This window comes from Pseudonocardia kongjuensis, assembly GCF_039526905.1.
In the GTDB taxonomy this organism is placed as follows: domain Bacteria; phylum Actinomycetota; class Actinomycetes; order Mycobacteriales; family Pseudonocardiaceae; genus Pseudonocardia; species Pseudonocardia kongjuensis.
In genome coordinates this window covers 109201-127264 of sequence record NZ_BAAAJK010000001.1, presented here as the reverse complement: position 1 = coordinate 127264, position 18064 = coordinate 109201, and the positions used below count along the sequence as shown (strand labels likewise).

Here is an 18064-nt window from a genome sequence, read left to right as displayed (position 1 = left end):
TCACCGGTGCTCGAGATCGTAGTCGCGCAGATCCGGGCTGCGGGTCATGCGCCAGTAGTCGGCCAGCCGCCACGGCGAGTTGTTGACGACCCGGCCCGCCCGGTTCCGGTACCAGGTGTCCATCCCCCGGTGCGACCAGATCATGCGGGCGTGCGCCTCGTCGACCCGGCGGTTGTAGTCGTCGTGGACGTCGCGCCGGACCTCGACCGCCGCGAGGTCGCGGTCGAGCATCGCGCGCAGCATCCCCATCACGTAGCGGACCTGCAGTTCGGTGTGGTAGACGACGCTGCCTCCGTGGCCCAGGTTGGTGTTCGGTCCGTACAGGGTGAAGAAGTTCGGGAAGCCGGGTACGGCCATGCCCAGGTAGGCCCGGGCGTCGTCCTCGCCCCACACCTCGTGCAGGTCGCTGTCGCGGCCGGTGATCCGCATCGGCCACAGCATGCGGTGGGCATCGAATCCGGTCGCGTAGACCAGCACGTCGGCCGAGTGCTCGGTGCCGTCGGCGGTGACCACCCCGCCGGGGCGGATCGACTCGACCGGCGAGGTCACCAGCTCCACGTCGTCCCGGCACACGGTGGTGAACCAGCCGTTGTCCATGAGCATCCGCTTGCCGTACGGCGGGTAGGTCGGCAGGCACTTCGCCAGCAGCTCGGGACGGTGCCCGACGAGCTCGGTGATGTAGCGGGTCAGGAAGACGCGATGGGCCTCGTTCGCCGCGTTGATGGAGCGTTCCGGGTGTGGCCAGTCCGGGTCGATCTGCAGCGTGGGGTGGATGTGGTCGTTCCACAGCCAGAACTGCCGGTACCGGTACCACCCGGAGTAGAAGGGCAGCCGGTCCAGCAGCAGGCGGGTCTGCTCACTGACCGCCCGGATGTAATCGGGGTTCGGGACGGCCCACTGGGGCGACCGCTGGAACACCGTCACCTGCTCGGCGACGCCGGCGATGGTCGGCACCAGCTGCATCGCGCTCGCGCCGGTCCCGATGACCGCGACCCGCTTCCCGCGGACGTCGAGCGACGGGGTCCACTCGGCCGTGTGCAGGGCCGGACCGGCGAACGAGTCGGCTCCCTCGAACGACGGCCGGCTCGGCCGGTTGAGCTGGCCGACGGCACTGATCACCACGTCGGCGGTGAGCTGCTCGCCCGTCCCGCCCGGGCCGGAGACCTCGACCTGCCAGGTGTGCGTCCCGGCGTCCCAGCTCGCACCGCGTACCTCGGTGCCGAACCGGATGTGGTCGCGCACCCCGTACCTGTCGGCACAGTCGAGCAGGTAGCCGTGGATGTCGTCGCGGGTCGAGTAGTACCGGGGCCAGTGCGCGTTCGGCTCGAAGCTGAACTGGTAGAGGTGGCTCGGGCTGTCGACCCCGCACCCCGGGTACCGGTTCTCCAGCCACGTCCCGCCGAGGTCCTCGTTCTTCTCGATGATCGAGTACGGGATGCGCGCCCGTTCCAGCTTCATCGCGAGGCAGAGCCCGGAGAACCCGGCACCGATGACGAGCACCCGGAAGCCGCTGCGGCCCTGCGGCACGACGAGCCGGTCCCACGTCGCGTCGCGGTCGGCCAGCCCGATCTCCTCGGCCACCATGTCGACGTACTCGGTCGACATCTCCTCGCCGATGGTGAAGCCCATCATCTCGGCCAGGTCGGATCGCGAGGGGACGAACAGCTCGGTGAGACCGCTCCGCCAGCGGTGCACCGCGGCCAACGCACCGTCCCGGATCTCCTGCTGCACGTCCTCGGGCAGGCCACCGTCGTCGGGGTCCCGCCCGCCCCGTGGGCGGGCCGGGCGGTACCGCTCGGACAGCCAGCGCCGGTCACCGGTGAGGTGGACGAGCACCATGAGCAGCGTCGGGAGGTGGGCGCCGCGCAGCGCGCGCTCCAGGTCGTCGCCCGGGTCCGGCCCGTCGGCGATGTCGGCCGCGGATCCGCCCGTGCCGCCCGCCACTGCATTGCCACGCATGAAACCTCCTCGATCGCGCGCCCCGTGCGATCGGGCACCACCACCCGTCGCACTGCACGCGGAACCGCACGTCGCCGTGCTCGGTTGACTGGACCCGGCGTCCGGCCCGCCGGCGCCGGGGACGGGGTCCGCCCGCCGCCCCCGGCCGCTCAGCTCACGTCGAGCTGCTTGCGGAGCCAGGTCCCGATGCCGCGCACCGACGCGTCGGCCTCGGGCGCGCGACCGGCCAGGAAGTGGAACACGTGCTGCATCTCGGGGACGACCTCGAGGGTGACGTCACCGCCGGCGGCCTCGACCTTGGCGGCGAAGCGGCGGGAGTCGTCCAGCAGCACCTCGGCGCCCCCGGTCGAGATGTAGATCGGCGGCAGGCCGGACGGGTCGGCGTGCAGCGGTGCGGCCAGCGGGTCGGTCGGCGACCCGTCCGCCCCCAGGAAGATCGCCGCCATCTGCTCGATCATCCCCTTGCTCGCCAGGGCGTCGTGCGCGGCGTTGGTCTCGACGGTGGCGCCGGTGGCCTGGAGGTCGAGGAACGGGGAGAGCGCCACGATCGCGCCCGGCAGCGGCGCTCCCGAGTCGCGCAGCTGCAGCGGGAGCGCGATGGACAGCGCTCCACCCGCCGAGTCGCCGACGGTCGCGATGTGCTCCGGGGCGAATCCCTCGGCCCGCAGCCAGTCGTAGACCGCCCGGGCGTCCTGGACGGGGCCGGGATGCGGGTTCTCCGGCGCGCGGCGGTAGTCGTGGACGAGCGCCCGGACACCGGCGGCCTGCGCCAGGTGCCCGGCCAGCTTGCGGTGGCTGTGCGACGAGCCGCCGACGTACCCGCCGCCGTGCGAGTAGAGCAGCACCCGGTCGTCCGGCGCGCCGTCCGGGATCGCCCAGAGCGCCGGGATGCCACCGGCGTCGGCGTCGGCGTACCGCACCGCGTCAGGCTCGCCGGTCACCCGGCCCCACCCGTCGAACAGGTCGCGCATCGTGTCGAGATCCATGTCCGGCGCCGCCGCCATGCGCGACAGCCAGTGGACGTACATCTCGGTCAGTGCCCGTGACTGGTTGCTCGCCATGTCACTCCTCGTCGGTGTCGGTCGGGGCCGGCAGCCCGGCGCCGGATGTCGAGCTGACCATACACTCAACGCTCTGTTCAGCAAGCCATCGTAACGCGCACAAGAAACGCGTTGTGTTCGCTCTATTGACAGTCCATCGACCTAGCGGCATGGTCGGGTGCCGCACATCACATGGACCTCGGAGGACTCGATGCACGCAGGCGTGCTTCTGCTGTTCCAGAACTACGAGAACAAGGCCCCGGACGACGAGATCTACTGGAACAACATCCAGCTCGGGGAGTTGGCGGACAGCCTCGGCTACGACAGCCTGTGGTCGGTCGAACACCACTTCGACGCCGACTACTCGATGTGCCCGGACAACCTGCAGCTCCTGTCGTACCTCGCCGGCCGCACGAGCAACATCAAGCTCGCGACCGGCGCGGTGATCCTGCCGTGGAACGATCCGCTGCGGGTCGCCGAGAAGGTCGCGCTCATCGACGTCCTCACCAAGGGGCGGTTCATCTTCGGGATGGGCCGCGGCCTGGCCCGGGTGGAGTACGCCGGGATGCGGCAGGAGATGAGCGAGTCCCGCGAGCGGTTCGACGAGGCCGCCGCGATGATCCTGCGCGCCCTCGAGACCGGCATCGCGGAGAACGACGGCCCGTACTACACACAGCCGCCGGTGGAGATCCGTCCCCGCCCGCTCGCGACGTTCGAGGGCCGGACCTACGCGGTCGCGATGAGCCCCGACTCGGCTGCCGCGGCGGCGCGGCTGAAGGTCGGGATGATGAGCTTCGTCCAGGGCGACATCGAGACGGTCCACCTGCCGATCATCAACGTGTACCGGGACACCTACCGGGAGGTGCACGGCGAGGAGGCCCCGCCGCCGCTGCTGTCCGACCTCGGCTACTGCCACCCCGACCCGGAGCAGGTTCACAAGGTCACCCGCGAGTACACCGCCAACTACTACCGGACCTGCGTGACCCACTACGAGTTCGGCGGGGACCACTTCTCCTCGACCTCGGGTTACGAGGCCTACGGTCAGGCCGCCCAGCTGATCCGGGACGCCGGTCTCGAAGCGGTGTGCGACGGGTTCGTGTCGGCCCAGATCTCCGGCACCCCCGAGCAGATGGTCGAGAAGTACGCGGCCCGCAAGGAGCTGATCGGTGAGTTCGGCGCCCAGTTCGTCCCGTACCACGGCGGAATCCCGTACGACCTGGCCGAGGAGAGCTTCAAGCTGATGAGCAAGGAGGTGCTCCCGGAGCTCCGCAAGCTCTGAGGCGGCACCGCCCCGAGGGACCCGCGTGGCGAACATCCGGTACGCCTCGGCCGCCTCGGACAGCGGCATCCGGTGCGAGATCACCGGACCGGCCCGCAGCCGCCCGGCGGCCGCGAGCGGGAGCAGGGCCGGCAGCTCGAACTGCACCGAGCACAGGCCGATCGCGAACTCGAGCTCCTTCACCTGCGCACGCTCCAGGTCGAGCGGGAAGCTCCTGCTGCGGCTGACACCGACCACGCTCACCCGGCCGCCCAGCCGGGCCGATCTGATCGCCAGGTCGATCGTGGTGTCGGAGCCGACCGCCTCGATCACCGCGTCGGGTCCGCCCGGGCCGGTGGCGTCCCGGATCGCGGCCCGCAGGCGGGCCGGGTCGTCGGCCCGGACCGGCACCGCGCCCAGCGCCGCGGCCCGCTCCCGCCGGTCCGCGATCGGGTCCACGGCCACCACCCGCGCGGCACCCATGAGCAGCGCGGCCTGGACCGCCATCAGCCCGACCGGGCCGAGCCCGATGACGGCGACCGTGTCGCCGTGACCGATCCGCGCCCGGCGGGCGCCGTACCACGCGGTCGGCGCGGCGTCGGTGAGCAGGATCGCCAGGTCGTCGGGGACCGCATCGGGCAGGAGCACGAGATTGGTCTCGGCGTGCGGTACCGCGACCTGCTCGGCCTGGCTGCCCGGCAGGCCCGGATGCAGGCCGTAGCAGGCGTTCAGCCAGTTCGTGTTGTTCGCACACTGCGCCACCCGCCCGGTCCGGCAGGGCCGGCACCGGGAGCAGCCGACCGCGCCGGGAACGAGCACCCGGTCGCCGGGACCGAACCCGGTGACCTCCGCTCCGACCCGCAGGACGTGCCCGACCGCCTCGTGCCCGACGCAGAAGCCGGTGCCCTGGCCGAACCCCGGCCCGTCGTAGAGCTGCAGGTCGGTGCCGCAGATGCTCGCGGTGCTCACCGCGACCACCGCACCGGACCCGTCCGGCGGGCCGGGCTCGGGGACGTCGAGGACGGCCAGGTCGCCCGGGCCGCGGTACACCACGCCCCTCACCGGGCGCTCCGGGTAGGTGACGTGGGCGATGACGGGTGTCGCACGGCGCTCCTCGGGTCGGGGCCGGGCCGGTCGGTCACCGGCCCGGATGCAGGATGATCTTTCCGATCCCGTCCGCCCGGGCGGCGTAGCGGCGATAGGCCACGCTCCCGTCGGCGAGCGGGAGATGGTGCGTCACGACCTGCTCGGGGCTGAGCCGCCCCTGGGCACACAACGCCAGCAGGGCCGGGATCTCGCGCTGCATCGAGGCCAGCCCGATCGCGAGATCGAGCTCCTTGACCTGGACCAGCTGCAGGTGCATCGGGAACGCCCGGTTGTGCGTGACGCCGACGATGCTGACCCGGCCGGCGTGCCGGACGGCCCTGATCGCCAGATCGATCGTCGCGTCCGCTCCCACCGCCTCGATCACCACGTCCGGCCCGTGACCGCCGGTGGCCGCACGCAGCTCCGACTTCGGATCCGGCGAGCCGGTGAGGGGCACCGCACCCAGATCGGCTGCCCGGCGGCGACGCTCAGGGAGGGGATCGAGTGCCAGCACCCGCGCGGCCCCCATCACCAGCGCGGACTGGACGGCCATCAGCCCGACGGCGCCCAGCCCGATCACCGCCACGGTCTCACCCGGGCGGATGCCCGCCCGACGGGCCCCGTACCAGGCGGTGGGGGCGTTGTCGGTCAGGACGACGGCGGCGGCGTCGCTGATCCCGTCCGGCAGCAGCACCAGGTTCGCGTCGGCGTACGGGACCGCGAGCAGCTCGGCCTGGCTGCCGGGGAGCCCCGCGTGCAGCCCGTAGAAGGTGTCCAGCGTGCCGGTCCGCCGTTCGCACCGGGTGACCCAGCCGGTCCGGCAGGGCGGGCAGCTCGTGCAGCCGACCGAGGCCGGGACCAGCACCCGGTCCCCCACCGCCACCTCCCGGACCCGGCACCCGACCGCGGTCACCCGGCCGACGGCCTCGTGTCCGAGACAGAACCCGGTGTCCGCCGAGAACGCGTCTCCCCGGTAGATGTGCAGGTCGCTGCCGCAGATCCCGGCGGCGCTGACCCGGACGACGGCGCCGTCGTCGTCCGGCGGGCCCGGATCGGGCACCTCGCGGACCTCGACGTCGGCGGGTCCGCGGTAGACCAGGCCCTTCATCGTCACCTGCCGTTCGCCGAGCGTGGCACCAGCCCTGCACGTGGACTGACGCTCTGGTCGCTCTATCAACTATAGTACTTTTATCACGACACTCTGTTGAGTCTCTGATTGGCGTTGGGTCTCTGATGACGTTGAGTCTCTGATGACGAGGGTGCACCGAGGTGCCGGCACGGGAGGACGACGAGTGACGACTGGACAGGGCATGGCCACCTCCGAGGCGGTACGAGGGATCGTCCCGACCTTCCGGCTCCCCGCCGACCAGGTCGCGCGCTACCGGGCGGCCGGCTACTGGCGCGACGCCTCGCTGCCCGGATACCTGGCGCGCTGCGCCGAGCGGTTCCCGGACCGCCGCGCGGTCGTCGACGGCGACCGCGTCCGGACCTTCGGGCAGCTCTGGGAGGAGGCCCGCAGCGTCGCCGGAGCCCTGCGCGACCTCGGGCTCCGCCGTGGCGAGGTGGTCGGCTTCCAGCTGCCCAACTGGATCGAGGCACTGCCCGTCCACTTCGGGACGCTGCTCGCCGGCGGGGTCGCGAACCCGATCCCGCCGATCCTGCGCGAGCGCGAGGTCGGGTTCATCCTCCGCCAGACCGGCGCCCGGTTCCTGGTGGGCCCGGAGTCGTTCCGGCGCTTCGACTTCTCGGACATGTACCGGCGGCTAGCGGACGAGGCTCCCGCACTGGAGCACGTCGCGCTGGCCCGGACCGCGGACCCGGACGACCCGCGCTCGCTCGACCGCTGGCTCCGTGCGCCGGCACCGCCCGCGGCGGACCTGCTCCCGCTGGCCGGGCGCGGCGACGAGGCCGCGATCGTGCTCTACACCTCGGGGACCACGGCCGATCCCAAGGGCGCCGTGCACACCCACGACGGCTTCGCCTGCGGCGTCCGGCACATCGGCGAGCTGTTCGGGCTGAACGAGAACGACCGGCTGTTCAATCCCTCCCCGATCACCCACACGACCGGACTGACCGTCGCGCTGACCCTGCCGGTGCTGACCGGCTGCTCGGTGGTCCTGCAGGACGTGTGGGAGCCGGAGGGCGCGTTCGACGCGATCACCCGCGACCGGTCCACCTTCATGATCTTCGCGACGCCGTTCCTCGCCGCGCTGACCGACATCGCCGAGGCCCGGGACGTCACCCTCGACCACGTCCGGGCCATCGCCTGCGGCGGTGCCGACGTGCCCGAGTCGCTGGCGGGGCGGGCCCGCAGCCGGCTCGGCGAGATCGTCCGGATCTACGGTGCGACCGAGGCGAACGCGACGACCTGCGGCTCCCCCTGGGACCCGGCGGACAAGAAGCGGGGCACCGAGGGCACCTGGATCCATCCGACCGTCGGGCGGGTGGTGGCGGTGGGGACGGACGACCCGGTGCCGAACGGCACCGTCGGCGAGATCCAGTGGCAGGCGCCGCAGATGTGCCAGGGCTACCTGGACGCCGGTCTCAACGCGGCGGCCTTCACCGACGACGGCTACTTCCGGACCGGCGACCTGGGCGTCCTCGACGCGGAGGGGTTCCTGACCGTCCGGGGGCGGATCAAGGACATCATCAACCGGGGCGGCGAGAAGATCAGCGCCCGGGAGATCGAGGACCTGCTCTACGAGCACCCGTCGGTGCACGAGGTGGCGGTGACCCCGATGCCGGACCCCGTGCTGGGCGAGAAGATCTGCGCCTGGGTGGTTCCGGTGCCCGGCGCGCCGCTCTCGCTGACCGATGTGACCGCACACCTGAGCGGCTACGGGCTGGCCCGGCAGAAGCTCCCCGAACGCCTCGAGCTCGTCGACGAGCTCCCCAGGACCGCCAGCGGGAAGATCCAGAAGTTCGTGCTCCGCGACCGTCTCGGCGGGCGGCGATGACCGCCGAGCTGGCGGGCCGGGTCGCGCTGGTCACCGGAGGGGCCCGCGGGCAGGGTCGCAGCCACGCGCTGCGGCTGGCGTCGGAGGGGGCCGATGTCGTCGTCTGCGACATCGCCGCCCAGCTCGGCACCGTCCCCTACCCGATGGCCGGCCCGGCCGACCTGGACGAGACCGTCGCGCTCGTGGAGAAGACCGGCCGGCGCTGCCTCGGACTCGTCGCCGACGTCCGGGACACGGACGCGATGCAGCGCGTCGTCGACCGGACGACGGACGAGTTCGGCCGGCTCGACATCGTGCTCGCCAACGCCGGCGTGATGACGGTCTGCGACAACACCTGGGACATCAGCGACGAGCAGTGGGCCGAGACCATCGGTGTCAACCTGACCGGGGTGTTCAAGACCTGCCGCGCGGCCGTCCCGCCGATGATCGCCGGTGGTCGCGGCGGCGCCATCGTGATCACGTCGTCGATCGCGGGGCTCCGGTCGTACCCGGCGCTGACCGACTACACCGCCTCGAAGCACGGCGTCGTCGGGCTGATGCGCAACCTGGCCCACGAGCTGGGTCCGCACCGGATCCGGGTGAACACGATCCACCCGACCGGCGTCGCGAGCCCGATGGCGTTCAACGACTTCTTCGGCAGCTGGCTGGCGCCGCGCGAACAGCTCACCCGGTTCATGACCGAGAACGTCCTCCCGACCGGGGCGATCCGGCCGGAGGACGTGTCCGACGCGGTGTCCTGGCTGGTGTCGGACCGGGCCCGGTGGGTGACGGGCGCGACGATCCCGGTCGACGCCGGTTTCCTGCTGAAGTAGCCCGCGCAGGGCCGGTTCAGTGACCGGCCGGCCGGAGCGCGGCCTCGTAGAAGTCGACCAGGGCGACGATCGTCGCGGTGCGGTCGAGCGATGCGCCGCCGTCGCGGATCCGGTAGATGAACTCCACCCACATGTTCTGGAGGAGGAAGGCCCGCGCCCGGGCCAGCTCGGTCTCGACCCCGCGGTGCTCCAGGAACTCCTGGGTCCGCTGCGAGTAGGTCTGCACGAGGTGCAGCAGCCACTCGTTGACGCTCGCGTCCATCGCCGCCGCCTCGCGGACGTGCACCCAGAACGGCGCGGACTGCTCGACCCAGAAGTCGTACATCCGCCCGAACGCGCGTTCCAGCTCGGCCCGGTCGGCGGCCTGGTCGAGCGCCTCGTGCAGCGGGCGGAGGCCGGTCATCTGCTTGATCGCGGTCAGCAGGATCTCGGCCTTGTTGCCGAAGTGCAGGTAGATGGTGCCGCGGTTGAGCTGCGCCGCCTCCGCGATGTCGTCCATCGTGGTCGCCGAGTAGCCACGCTCGCTGAACACCCGCAACGCGGAGTCGATCACCAGCTTGCGGGTGAGCTCCTTCTGCATCTCGCGGAGCGTGGACTTGCTGTCCGAGCCACGGGACGCGCGCTCGCCTGCTGGTGACACAGCGTTCATTCTCTCCATGCTACGGGCAGTCGTCGGCTGGGCAGTCTAGCCGTGACCGTGTCGCTCGGCGGACAGGGGCGACGTCGGCCACTCCCTTCGGCCGGACGGGCGAACGGCGGCCGGAGCGCACCGGCGGCCGGGCAGGGCCGCCGGGCGGCGACGGCGGAACCGGACGAGGATCATGACCGCTGCATCCTGCAACCCACGCCCCCGGAAGGTCCCGATCATCGTCCGCCCGAGACCGTCCGCCGCGTTCGCGGGGCTCGCGACCACCTTCGCCGTGGTCATGATCGGGACCACCATGCCGACCCCGATGTACGCGCTCTACCAGCGCGAGCTCGGCTTCTCACCGGTCGTGCAGACGGTGATCTTCGGGGTGTACGCCCTCGGGGTGCTGGTCGCGCTGGTGGTCACCGGGAGCTGGTCCGACCAGCTCGGCCGGCGGCCCGTGCTGCTCGGCGGGATCGGCCTCGCGCTGCTCAGCAGCCTGGTCTTCCTGCTCGCCGGACCGGTCCCGGTCCTGCTCGCCGGGCGGGTGCTGTCCGGGTTCTCGGCCGGCGTCTTCGCCGGTGCCGCGACCGCGGCCGTGATCGAGGCCGCCCCGCCCGGGTGGCGGGACCGCGGCCCGGCGGTCGCGACCGTCGCGAACATCGGCGGCCTCGGGCTCGGCGCGGCACTGGCCGGGCTCGCCGTCCAGTACCTCCCGGCACCGCTGCACCTGGCCTTCGCGGTGCACGCCGTCGCCGTCGCGCTCTGCGGGCTGCTGGTGCTCGCCGCACCGGAGACGGTCCGCGACCGTCCGGCGCACCCGGTGCTGCGCCCCCGGGCACTCACGGTCCCGGCCCCGGTCCGGGCGGTGTTCGCGATCTCGGCGACGGCCGGGATCGCCGGGTTCGCGACGATCGGCCTGTTCACGGCGCTCTCCCCGCGGATCGTCGCCGAGATCATCGGGAACCGGGACCACGCGGTCGCCGGCCTGATGCCGCTGTTGATGCTGGGCTCGTCGGTCGTCGCGCAGGTCGTCGTCCGCGCCCGCGCCACGGAGCGGACGCTCGACGCCGGGTGCGTCCTGCTCGTCCTCGGCGCCGGCCTGGTCGCGCTGTCGGTCGCGCAGGGCTCGATGGCCGAGCTGGTCGCCGGGGCGCTGGTCGCCGGCGCCGGGCAGGGCATGACGTTCGCCACCGGGCTGGCCGCGGTGAACGCCCGGGTGGACCCCCGGCAGCGGGCCGGGGTGACGTCGGCCTACTTCGTGGTGCTCTACGTCGCGATCTCGGCGCCGATCATCGGGCTGGGCGCGGCGAGCCAGGTGTGGGACCTGCGGACCGCGGGCATCGGGTTCTGCGCGGGGGTGGCGGTGCTCGCGGCCGCGGCGCTCGCCGCCCTGCAGCTGCTGAGGCGCCGCGACCGGGGCTGACCGCGCTCACCGGTACCCGGTGGTGTCCGCGGGCAGGCCCGCGTCCTGCACCTGGACCACGTACCGCCACGCGTCCGGCCGGGACCCGTCCAGGTCGTCCACGCCGTACTCGCGCCCGAGCTCACCGGACGACGTGGACCGCCCGTTCCACCGGTGCCGGTCCGGATCCGCGGCCAGGGCCGCGATCCCCCGGCCGACGAACCGCGGCGTCTCCGAGATCGCGAAGTGCGGCTCCCGCTCCAGGGCGTCCCGCCAGGTGTCCTCGGTGACGCCGAAGTGCTCCAGCATGAGCTCCGACCGCAGCCACCCCGGGGTGACGGCGACGGCCGTGCCGCCGTACCCGCGCAGCTCGTGCGCCCAGGAGCGGGCCAGCCGGATCGGGGCGACCTTGGCCAGGTCGTAGTAGACGTTGAGCCGGTAGTTCTGCGCGTTGTAGTCGGCCGTGCCGTCGGTGACCTCGACGACCAGCCCGCCCGGGGTGCGCGACAGCAGCCGCAGGGCGTGGTGCGCGGTCACCAGGTGGGTCTCGATCGCCAGGCGCAGCGTCCGCAGGCCGTTCGCGAGGTCGTGCCGCCAGACCGGGACGTCCCACTCCACCATCAGCTCACCGCCCCAGATGTCGTTGACCAGCACGTCGAGCCGCCCGTGGTCGCGTTCGACGCGATCCACCAGCGCGGCCACCGCAGCCGGGTCGAGATGGTCGGTGGGGACGGCGATCCCGGTGCCCCCGGCCGCGGTGACCAGGTCGGCGGTGTCCTCGATCGTCTCCGGCCTGCCGTACTCGGACGGCTGCGCGCGGGTGGTCCGGCCGGTGCAGTACACCGTGGCCCCCGCCGCCCCCAGCTCGACCGCGATCCCGCGCCCCGCTCCGCGGGTCGCCCCGGCGACCAGCGCGACCCGCCCGGCGAGTGTCATGTGCCCTCCTTCATAACCGAATACTCGTTTATATATACGATGGCGCCATGCCCCGCCACAAGCTGATGTCCGATACCGAGGTCCTCGACCACGCGCTGGACCTCCTGCACGCGCGCGGCCCGCAGGCGCTCACCTTCGCCGCGCTGGCCGGGGCGGCCGGGCTGGCGCCGGCCACCCTGGTGCAACGGTTCGGGACCAAGGCCGGCCTGCTGCGCCGGGCGCTGCTGCACGCCTGGGACCGGCTGGAGCACCGCACCGCCGAGCTCGGCGACGCGGCCGAGCCGACCCCGGACGGCGCGATCGCCTTCCTGTCCGGGCTGTCGGAGCAGTACGGCGGGATCGACAGCTACGCCGACGCCCTGCTGGTCCTGCGCGAGGACCTGCTCGATCCCGAGGTGAGGGCCCGGGGCGCGGTCTGGCGCGGCACGCTCACCCGGGTGCTCGACGGCTGCCTGGCCGGCACGTCCGGCGCCCCGCCGGGGATCGGCGGGATGCTCGCGACCTACTGGCAGGGCACGCTGCTGTGGTGGGGCTTCGATCCCCGGGAACCGGTCGCCGACCACGTCGGGCACGCGCTGGCCGGGTTCCTGCGGGCCGTGCTCCGGACCCCCGGCGGCGCCGCGGACCCGACCTGAGCCGCCGGATCACGGGGCACCCGGCGCCGCCGGCCCGGGCGCACCGTCATCCGATCCGCAGCTCGTCGCCGGTGACGAGCGGGAACCAGGCCGGCAGCGGCCCGGCCGGGGCCACCGTCTCCCCCACCGCGACCACCGGCCCGCCGAGACCACCCGCCGTCGCCGCCCGCGCCGTCGTCGTGCCGCCGGCCCCGTGCAGCTTCACCGCAGGCGCCGGCCGGCGCAGCGCGGCGGCGTACTCCTCCGGGGTGTTGACGTTGACCAGCGAGTCCAGCCCCGGATCGAGCCGGGCCAGCACCGGATCGGACCGCAGCGACGCCTCGTCGATCCGGCACACGCCGACCCGGGCGAACAGTGACGGCGGCCGCCCCTCGCCGGCGTCGGTCAGCTCCGCGATCACCGGGGCCAGCGCGGCCCGGTAGCCGGCCGCGAGCGGCTGGTGGTGGCCGTGTGCGACCGGCAGCGCGACGTCGTGCCCGGCCAGCCGGTCCAGCACCCGCGCGGCGAACGCCGGATGCAGCAGCGGCAGATCGGTGGAGGCGACGAACGCGACGTCCACCCGGTCCGCGACGGCGGCCAGCCCGGTCCCGATCGCCGGGAGCGGCCCCAGGCCCGGCACCGGGTCGTCGAGCACCTCGGTGCCGCCGGGCAGCTCCGGCAGTGGCTGCCCGGCCGCACGCACCACCACCAGCGGGCCGTCGACCGCCCGCGACAGCACGGCGACGGTCCGGGTCAGCAGCGCCGCGCCGTGCCAGTCGAGATCGGCCTTCGGCACACCCATCCGCGAGGACCGGCCACCGGCGAGGACGATCCCGGCAGCCGTCCGGCGCCCCCCGTAGCCACGCACGCGGGCGATCCTACGGCCGGGCTCCTACCCTGGGGGTCCGGCCGCGACCCGACCCGCCCGACCCGTCGCGACCGGAGGGAGAGGACGAGATGGGACGGTTGACGGTCCGGCGCCCGGTACTGCGGCTCAACGCCGACGGGACCACCCGCCGGCGCCCGGACACGCTGGTGGCCGAGGAGCCGCTGGAGATCCGGGTGGACGGCTCGCCGCTGACGGTCACCATGCGGACCCCCGGCCACGACGTCGAGCTCGCGCACGGCTTCCTGCTCACCGAGGGCGTGATCGGGTCCGGCGACGACCTGTCGACGGCACGCTACTGCGACTCGCTCGACGAGCAGGGCCGCAACACCTACAACGTGCTCGACGTCGGCCTGGCACCCGGCGTCGAACCGCCCGACGTGTCGCTCGAACGGAACTTCTACACGACGTCGTCGTGCGGGGTGTGCGGCAAGGCCTCGCTGGACGCGGTGAAGCTCAAGTCCCGCTACTCGCCCGCCGCCGATCCGCTGCGGCTCCCCCGCGCCGTGCTGCTGGAGCTGCCGGACCGGCTGCGCGAGCGGCAGAAGGTGTTCGGCTCCACCGGCGGGCTGCACGCCGCCGCGCTGTTCGACGCCACCGGCGAGCTGCTGGTGGCCCGGGAGGACGTCGGCCGGCACAACGCGGTCGACAAGGTGCTCGGCCGGATGCTGATGGACGGCCGGGTGCCCGCCGCGGGGACCGTGCTGATGGTCTCCGGGCGGGCGTCGTTCGAGCTGGTCCAGAAGGCCGTGATGGCCGGGGTGCCCGTGCTGGCCGCGGTGTCCGCGCCGTCGTCGCTGGCCGTCGAGCTGGCCGACGAGGCCGGTGTGACCCTGGTCGGGTTCCTGCGCGGCGACACCGGCAACGTCTACACCGGGGAGCAGCGCATCGAGCTGTGAGCCGGCCGGTCAGCCCGACGAGGCCGGGATCGTGGTACGCGTGGCCCGCGGCCGGGCCGATCGGACCGATCGGGCCGTTCCGACCGGTCGCGCCGGCCGGGCCGTTCCGACCGGTCGCGCCGGCCGGGCCGGTCGGGCCACCGCGGCGACCGTGACCACCACCAGCGCACAGCCGGCGAGCTGCCAGGCGGTCGGGCGCTCGTCGAGCACCAGCATGCCCAGCAGCACCGACAGCACCGGGTGCACCAGCAGCAGCGCCCCGGCCGTGCCCGGCGCCATCCCGGCGGTCCCCCGCCCGATCAGCACCCAGGCCACCACCTGCCCGGCCAGCGCCAGCAGGATCAGCCAGGCCCAGCTCGCGGCGGGCAGGTCGAACGCGATCCCGGCGCCCCCGACGCCCACGAGCCCGCAGGTCACCGCCGCACCGACGGTCGCCAGCGCGACCGGGGTGACCAGGTGCCGCGGGTTCCGGCGGGACACCTGCCGGTTCAGGTACAGGAACCCGGCGTAGGCGATCCCGGCGAGCGTGCCGAGCACCGCACCGCGGACCGGGGCCGGTCCGCCCGCCCCGGCGCCGAGCACCCCGCCGGCCAGCAGGATCCCGCCGAGCAGCACCGGCGCGGCGAGCAGCTGGGTGCGCGCCATCCGCTCCCCCGCGACCAGGAAGGCGATCAGCGGCAGGGCCAGCACCTGCACGTTGAGCACGACGTTGGCGATCCCGGACCCGGCGTCGAGCACCGCCCGGGTCCACAGCAGGAAGTCGGCCCCCAGCAGCACCCCGGACAGCAGCGCCCAGCCGGCCGCGGCGACCGTCACCGGGCCGTGCCTGCGGTACTCGGCCAGCGCCCACGGCACCAGCACCACCAGCGCGAGCACGCACCGCCAGAACGACGCGGTCGCCGGGTCGGCCCCGGTCAGCGCGACCAGGATCCCGGTCCACGCGAGCACCGCGGCCCCGGCGAGCAGCGCGCCGACGGCCCGCGGGTCGGTCGGGGTGGGCGGGGAGGTGCGGGAAGCGGCGGGAGCGGTCACGTGATCCAGCGTCCCCAGCCAGACCCCGAAGCGCTAATGACTGTTTGTGTGGTGCACTGATTAGATTGGCTATGTGATTACCTGGGACCGGTTGCGGGTCTTCGCCGCCGTCGCCGAGCACGGTTCGGTCGGCGGGGCGGCGGCCGCGCTGCACATCACCGGCCCGGCCGTCACCCAGCAGCTGCGCAGGCTGGAACGCGAGGCGGGCACCCGGCTGGTCGAACCGGACGGTCGCGGCATCCGGCTGACCGCGGCCGGGCACGTCCTCGCCGGGCACGCCGCGGCGATCGCCGGGGCCGTCGCCGACGCCGAGCGCGACCTGGCCGCCCTGCAGGACGAGGTGGCCGGGCCGCTGCGGATCGGCTCGGTCGCCTCCGCGCTGCGGGCACTGTTCCCCGAGGTGCTGGGCGCGCTGGCGGCCGAGCATCCCCGGCTGGTGCCCACCGTGCACGACGGCGAGGTGGTCGATCTGCTGCCCGCGCTGCGCTCCCGCGATCTCGACGCCGTACTCCTGGAGAGCTGGACGCACCGGCCGGCCCGGCTGCCGCCGGGGGTCCGGGTGACGACGCTGGTCACCGAGCCGGTGCTGCTCGCCGTCCCGGAGGGGCACCGGGTCGCCGAGCGCGACCCGGCCCCGCTGGGTGAGCTGGCCGGCGAGGTGTGGGCGTCCAGCCCGGCCGGCACCGAGCCGTACGAGGCGCTGGTGCAGCTGCTGCGGGCGAACGACGTCGAGCCCGAGATCCGCTACCTGTTCGCCGACTTCGCCACCCAGCTCGCCCTGGTGCGGGCCGGGCTGGCGGTCGCCGTGGTGCCCGGGGTGGCGGTCACCCCGCCGCCGGACGGGGTGCGGTTCCTGTCCTGCACCCCGGCGATCGGGCGGTCGCTGGTGCTGGCGACCCGCGAGCAGGACGCCGCGCTGCCGCCGTTGCGCGCGCTCGGCGCGGCGCTGCGGGCCGCCGCCGGGCGCGCGGTCGCCGCCGCCCCGGACCCGGGACCCGGGCCCGGGACGGACCGCGCGGCACCGGGGATCAGGCCAGCAGCTCCCGCACCATCGGGATGACCCGGGTGCCGTAGAGCTCGACCGCCTTGAGCCGCGCCGACACCGGCTGCGGCCCGACGGTGTAGATCAGGTCGAAGCGCCGGGCGCCGACCGCGCGCACCGAGTCGGCGATCTTGCGGGCGACCGTCTCCGGGGAGCCCACGTGCAGCGCACCCTGCTCGATCTCGGCGTCGAACCGCGACCGTTCCATCGGCGGCCAGCCGCGCTGGGCGCCGATCAGGTCCATCTGCGCCTTGTACGGCGCGTAGAAGATCTCCCGGGCCTCCTCGTCGGTGTCGGCGATGAAGCCCGGCGCGTGCATCCCGACCGGGTGCGGCTGGTTCCCGAACTGCTCGACGGCCCGGTGGTAGAGGTCGACGTAGGCGGCGAACCGCTGGGGCGGGCCGCCGATGATGGCGAGCATCAGACCGAGGTCGTGGTGGGCGGTGCGGACGACCGACTCCGGGGAGCCGCCGACGCCGACCCAGACCGGGATCCGGCGGCCCGCCTTCGGGAACACCTCGACGCCGTCCAGCGCGGCCCGGGTGCTGCCCTGCCAGCTGACCGGCTTCTCGTCGAGGAGCTTGACGAACAGGTCCAGCTTCTCGTCGAACAGCACCTCGTAGTCGCCCATGTCGTAGCCGAACAGCGGGAACGACTCGGTGAACGAGCCGCGACCGACGATCACCTCGGCCCGGCCGTCGGAGAGCGCGTCCAGGGTGGCGAACCGCTGGTAGACCCGCACCGGGTCGTCGGAGCTCAGCACCGTCACACCGGAGGAGAGCCGGATCCGGGAGGTGCGGGTGGCGATCCCGGCGAGCACCGTCTCCGGGGTGGAGATCGAGTACTCGGGGCGGTGGTGCTCCCCCAGGGCGACGACGTCGACGCCGGCCCCGTCGGCCAGCACCACCTCGTCGACCACCTGCCGGATGGCCCGGGGATGCGAGAGCAGCGCGCCCCCGTCGTCCGTCGGGACGTCGCCGAAGGTGTCCAGCCCGAACACGTAGTCGCTCATGTACCGCCCCAACGTAGTTGCTCGTTCAATCATTCCAGGGGTGGACCGGGTTCGTCGAGCGCCTCGCGGTACGCGCGTTCGGCCACCGCCAGGTACCGGGCGACGCCGGCCCGCTCCGGCCCGGTGAGCCCGGCCATCAGCTCGCCGAGCGGCGCCCGGACCCGGTCCAGCAGCCCGGCCAGCCCGTCCGGCAGCACCCCGGTGTGCTCGACCAGCACCCGCCGTCGGTCGCCCGGGTCGGCGATCCGCCGGGCCAGTCCCGCCGCCACCAGGCGGTCCACCACCCGGGTCGCGGAGCCCGCGGTCAGGCCGAGGCGCCCGCCGAGGGCGCCGGTGGTGGTCGGGCCGTCCAGCTCCAGCAGGCTCGCCGCCTGGTAGTCGGTCGGCCCGAGGCCGGACCGCTCGGCCGCCTGCAGGTGGAACCGGACGACGGCGGCGAGATAGCGACGATAGGCCGCCTGGTCGTCCCCCTCGCTCATCGAGCCTCCCGAAAATTAC

At 73.6% G+C, this 18064-nt stretch carries 16 protein-coding genes and 1 pseudogene; 7 read left to right on the top strand and 10 right to left on the bottom strand.

The window, feature by feature from the left end:
- Together ABD160_RS00585 and ABD160_RS00580 are read right to left on the bottom strand one after the other, a co-directional pair.
- Positions 1-1959 carry a flavin-containing monooxygenase gene (locus tag ABD160_RS00585; RefSeq protein ID WP_344017507.1) on the bottom strand — a complete coding sequence of 653 codons (1959 nt, stop codon included), beginning with the start codon at positions 1957-1959 and terminating at the stop codon, positions 1-3.
- Between the two features lie 149 nt (positions 1960-2108).
- Complete coding sequence (locus tag ABD160_RS00580) at positions 2109-3020, bottom strand: alpha/beta hydrolase (RefSeq protein ID WP_344017506.1); 912 nt, start codon at positions 3018-3020, stop codon at positions 2109-2111.
- A gap of 190 nt (positions 3021-3210) precedes the next feature.
- On the opposite strand from ABD160_RS00580, the gene ABD160_RS00575 reads away from it, so the two are divergent.
- Positions 3211-4278 carry an LLM class flavin-dependent oxidoreductase gene (locus tag ABD160_RS00575; RefSeq protein ID WP_344017505.1) on the top strand — a complete coding sequence of 356 codons (1068 nt, stop codon included), beginning with the start codon at positions 3211-3213 and terminating at the stop codon, positions 4276-4278.
- Between the two features lie 81 nt (positions 4279-4359).
- On the opposite strand, the pseudogene ABD160_RS33260 reads toward ABD160_RS00575, so the two are convergent.
- A pseudogene (locus ABD160_RS33260) lies at positions 4360-5226 on the bottom strand (zinc-binding dehydrogenase); the annotation flags it as partial.
- A 169-nt stretch (positions 5227-5395) separates the two neighbouring features.
- On the bottom strand, positions 5396-6451 hold the full coding sequence (locus ABD160_RS00560) for a zinc-binding dehydrogenase (protein WP_344017995.1): 1056 nt from the start codon (positions 6449-6451) through the stop codon (positions 5396-5398).
- 202 nt (positions 6452-6653) lie between these two features.
- Between ABD160_RS00560 and ABD160_RS00555 the strand changes: the two genes are divergently transcribed.
- Positions 6654-8300 (top strand): AMP-binding protein, encoded by a 1647-nt coding sequence (locus tag ABD160_RS00555; protein WP_344017501.1) that lies wholly within the window; start codon positions 6654-6656, stop codon positions 8298-8300.
- On the top strand, positions 8297-9112 hold the full coding sequence (locus ABD160_RS00550) for a mycofactocin-coupled SDR family oxidoreductase (RefSeq protein WP_344017500.1): 816 nt from the start codon (positions 8297-8299) through the stop codon (positions 9110-9112). Before ABD160_RS00555 ends, ABD160_RS00550 begins: the two co-directional genes overlap by 4 nt.
- Positions 9113-9128: 16 nt before the next feature.
- Here ABD160_RS00550 and ABD160_RS00545 read toward each other — a convergent pair whose 3' ends face one another.
- Positions 9129-9761, bottom strand: a complete 633-nt coding sequence (locus tag ABD160_RS00545) for a TetR/AcrR family transcriptional regulator (RefSeq protein WP_344017499.1) — start codon at positions 9759-9761, stop codon at positions 9129-9131.
- A 172-nt stretch (positions 9762-9933) separates the two neighbouring features.
- On the opposite strand from ABD160_RS00545, the gene ABD160_RS00540 reads away from it, so the two are divergent.
- Complete coding sequence (locus ABD160_RS00540; protein ID WP_344017497.1) at positions 9934-11166, top strand: MFS transporter; 1233 nt, start codon at positions 9934-9936, stop codon at positions 11164-11166.
- A gap of 6 nt (positions 11167-11172) precedes the next feature.
- Here ABD160_RS00540 and ABD160_RS00535 read toward each other — a convergent pair whose 3' ends face one another.
- Positions 11173-12081, bottom strand: coding sequence for an SDR family oxidoreductase (locus tag ABD160_RS00535; RefSeq protein WP_344017496.1), 909 nt, complete (start codon positions 12079-12081; stop codon positions 11173-11175).
- A 47-nt stretch (positions 12082-12128) separates the two neighbouring features.
- Here ABD160_RS00535 and ABD160_RS00530 point away from each other — a divergent pair, with 47 nt between their 5' ends.
- Positions 12129-12716, top strand: coding sequence for a TetR family transcriptional regulator (locus tag ABD160_RS00530; protein ID WP_344017495.1), 588 nt, complete (start codon positions 12129-12131; stop codon positions 12714-12716).
- Positions 12717-12762: 46 nt separating this feature from the next.
- On the opposite strand, the gene mobA is transcribed toward ABD160_RS00530, so the two are convergent.
- The gene (gene mobA, locus ABD160_RS00525; protein ID WP_344017494.1) at positions 12763-13563 is read right to left on the bottom strand and encodes a molybdenum cofactor guanylyltransferase; all 801 of its coding nucleotides are present in this window, start codon (positions 13561-13563) and stop codon (positions 12763-12765) included.
- Between the two features lie 89 nt (positions 13564-13652).
- Here mobA and fdhD point away from each other — a divergent pair, with 89 nt between their 5' ends.
- Positions 13653-14480, top strand: a complete 828-nt coding sequence (gene fdhD / locus ABD160_RS00520) for a formate dehydrogenase accessory sulfurtransferase FdhD (RefSeq protein ID WP_344017493.1) — start codon at positions 13653-13655, stop codon at positions 14478-14480.
- A 9-nt stretch (positions 14481-14489) separates the two neighbouring features.
- Here fdhD and ABD160_RS00515 read toward each other — a convergent pair whose 3' ends face one another.
- The gene (locus tag ABD160_RS00515) at positions 14490-15512 is read right to left on the bottom strand and encodes a DMT family transporter (protein WP_344017492.1); all 1023 of its coding nucleotides are present in this window, start codon (positions 15510-15512) and stop codon (positions 14490-14492) included.
- 73 nt (positions 15513-15585) lie between these two features.
- Between ABD160_RS00515 and ABD160_RS00510 the strand changes: the two genes are divergently transcribed.
- Positions 15586-16572: a LysR family transcriptional regulator gene (locus ABD160_RS00510; RefSeq protein ID WP_344017491.1), complete on the top strand. Its 987-nt coding sequence runs from the start codon at positions 15586-15588 to the stop codon at positions 16570-16572.
- On the opposite strand, the gene ABD160_RS00505 is transcribed toward ABD160_RS00510, so the two are convergent.
- Together ABD160_RS00505 and ABD160_RS00500 are read right to left on the bottom strand one after the other, a co-directional pair.
- Positions 16541-17566, bottom strand: coding sequence for an LLM class flavin-dependent oxidoreductase (locus tag ABD160_RS00505; RefSeq protein WP_344017490.1), 1026 nt, complete (start codon positions 17564-17566; stop codon positions 16541-16543). The two genes, ABD160_RS00510 and ABD160_RS00505, sit on opposite strands and share 32 nt — an antisense overlap.
- A gap of 29 nt (positions 17567-17595) precedes the next feature.
- Entirely contained in the window at positions 17596-18045 is a 450-nt protein-coding gene (locus ABD160_RS00500) for a MarR family winged helix-turn-helix transcriptional regulator (RefSeq protein WP_344017489.1), read from the bottom strand.
- Positions 18046-18064: the final 19 nt, after the last annotated feature.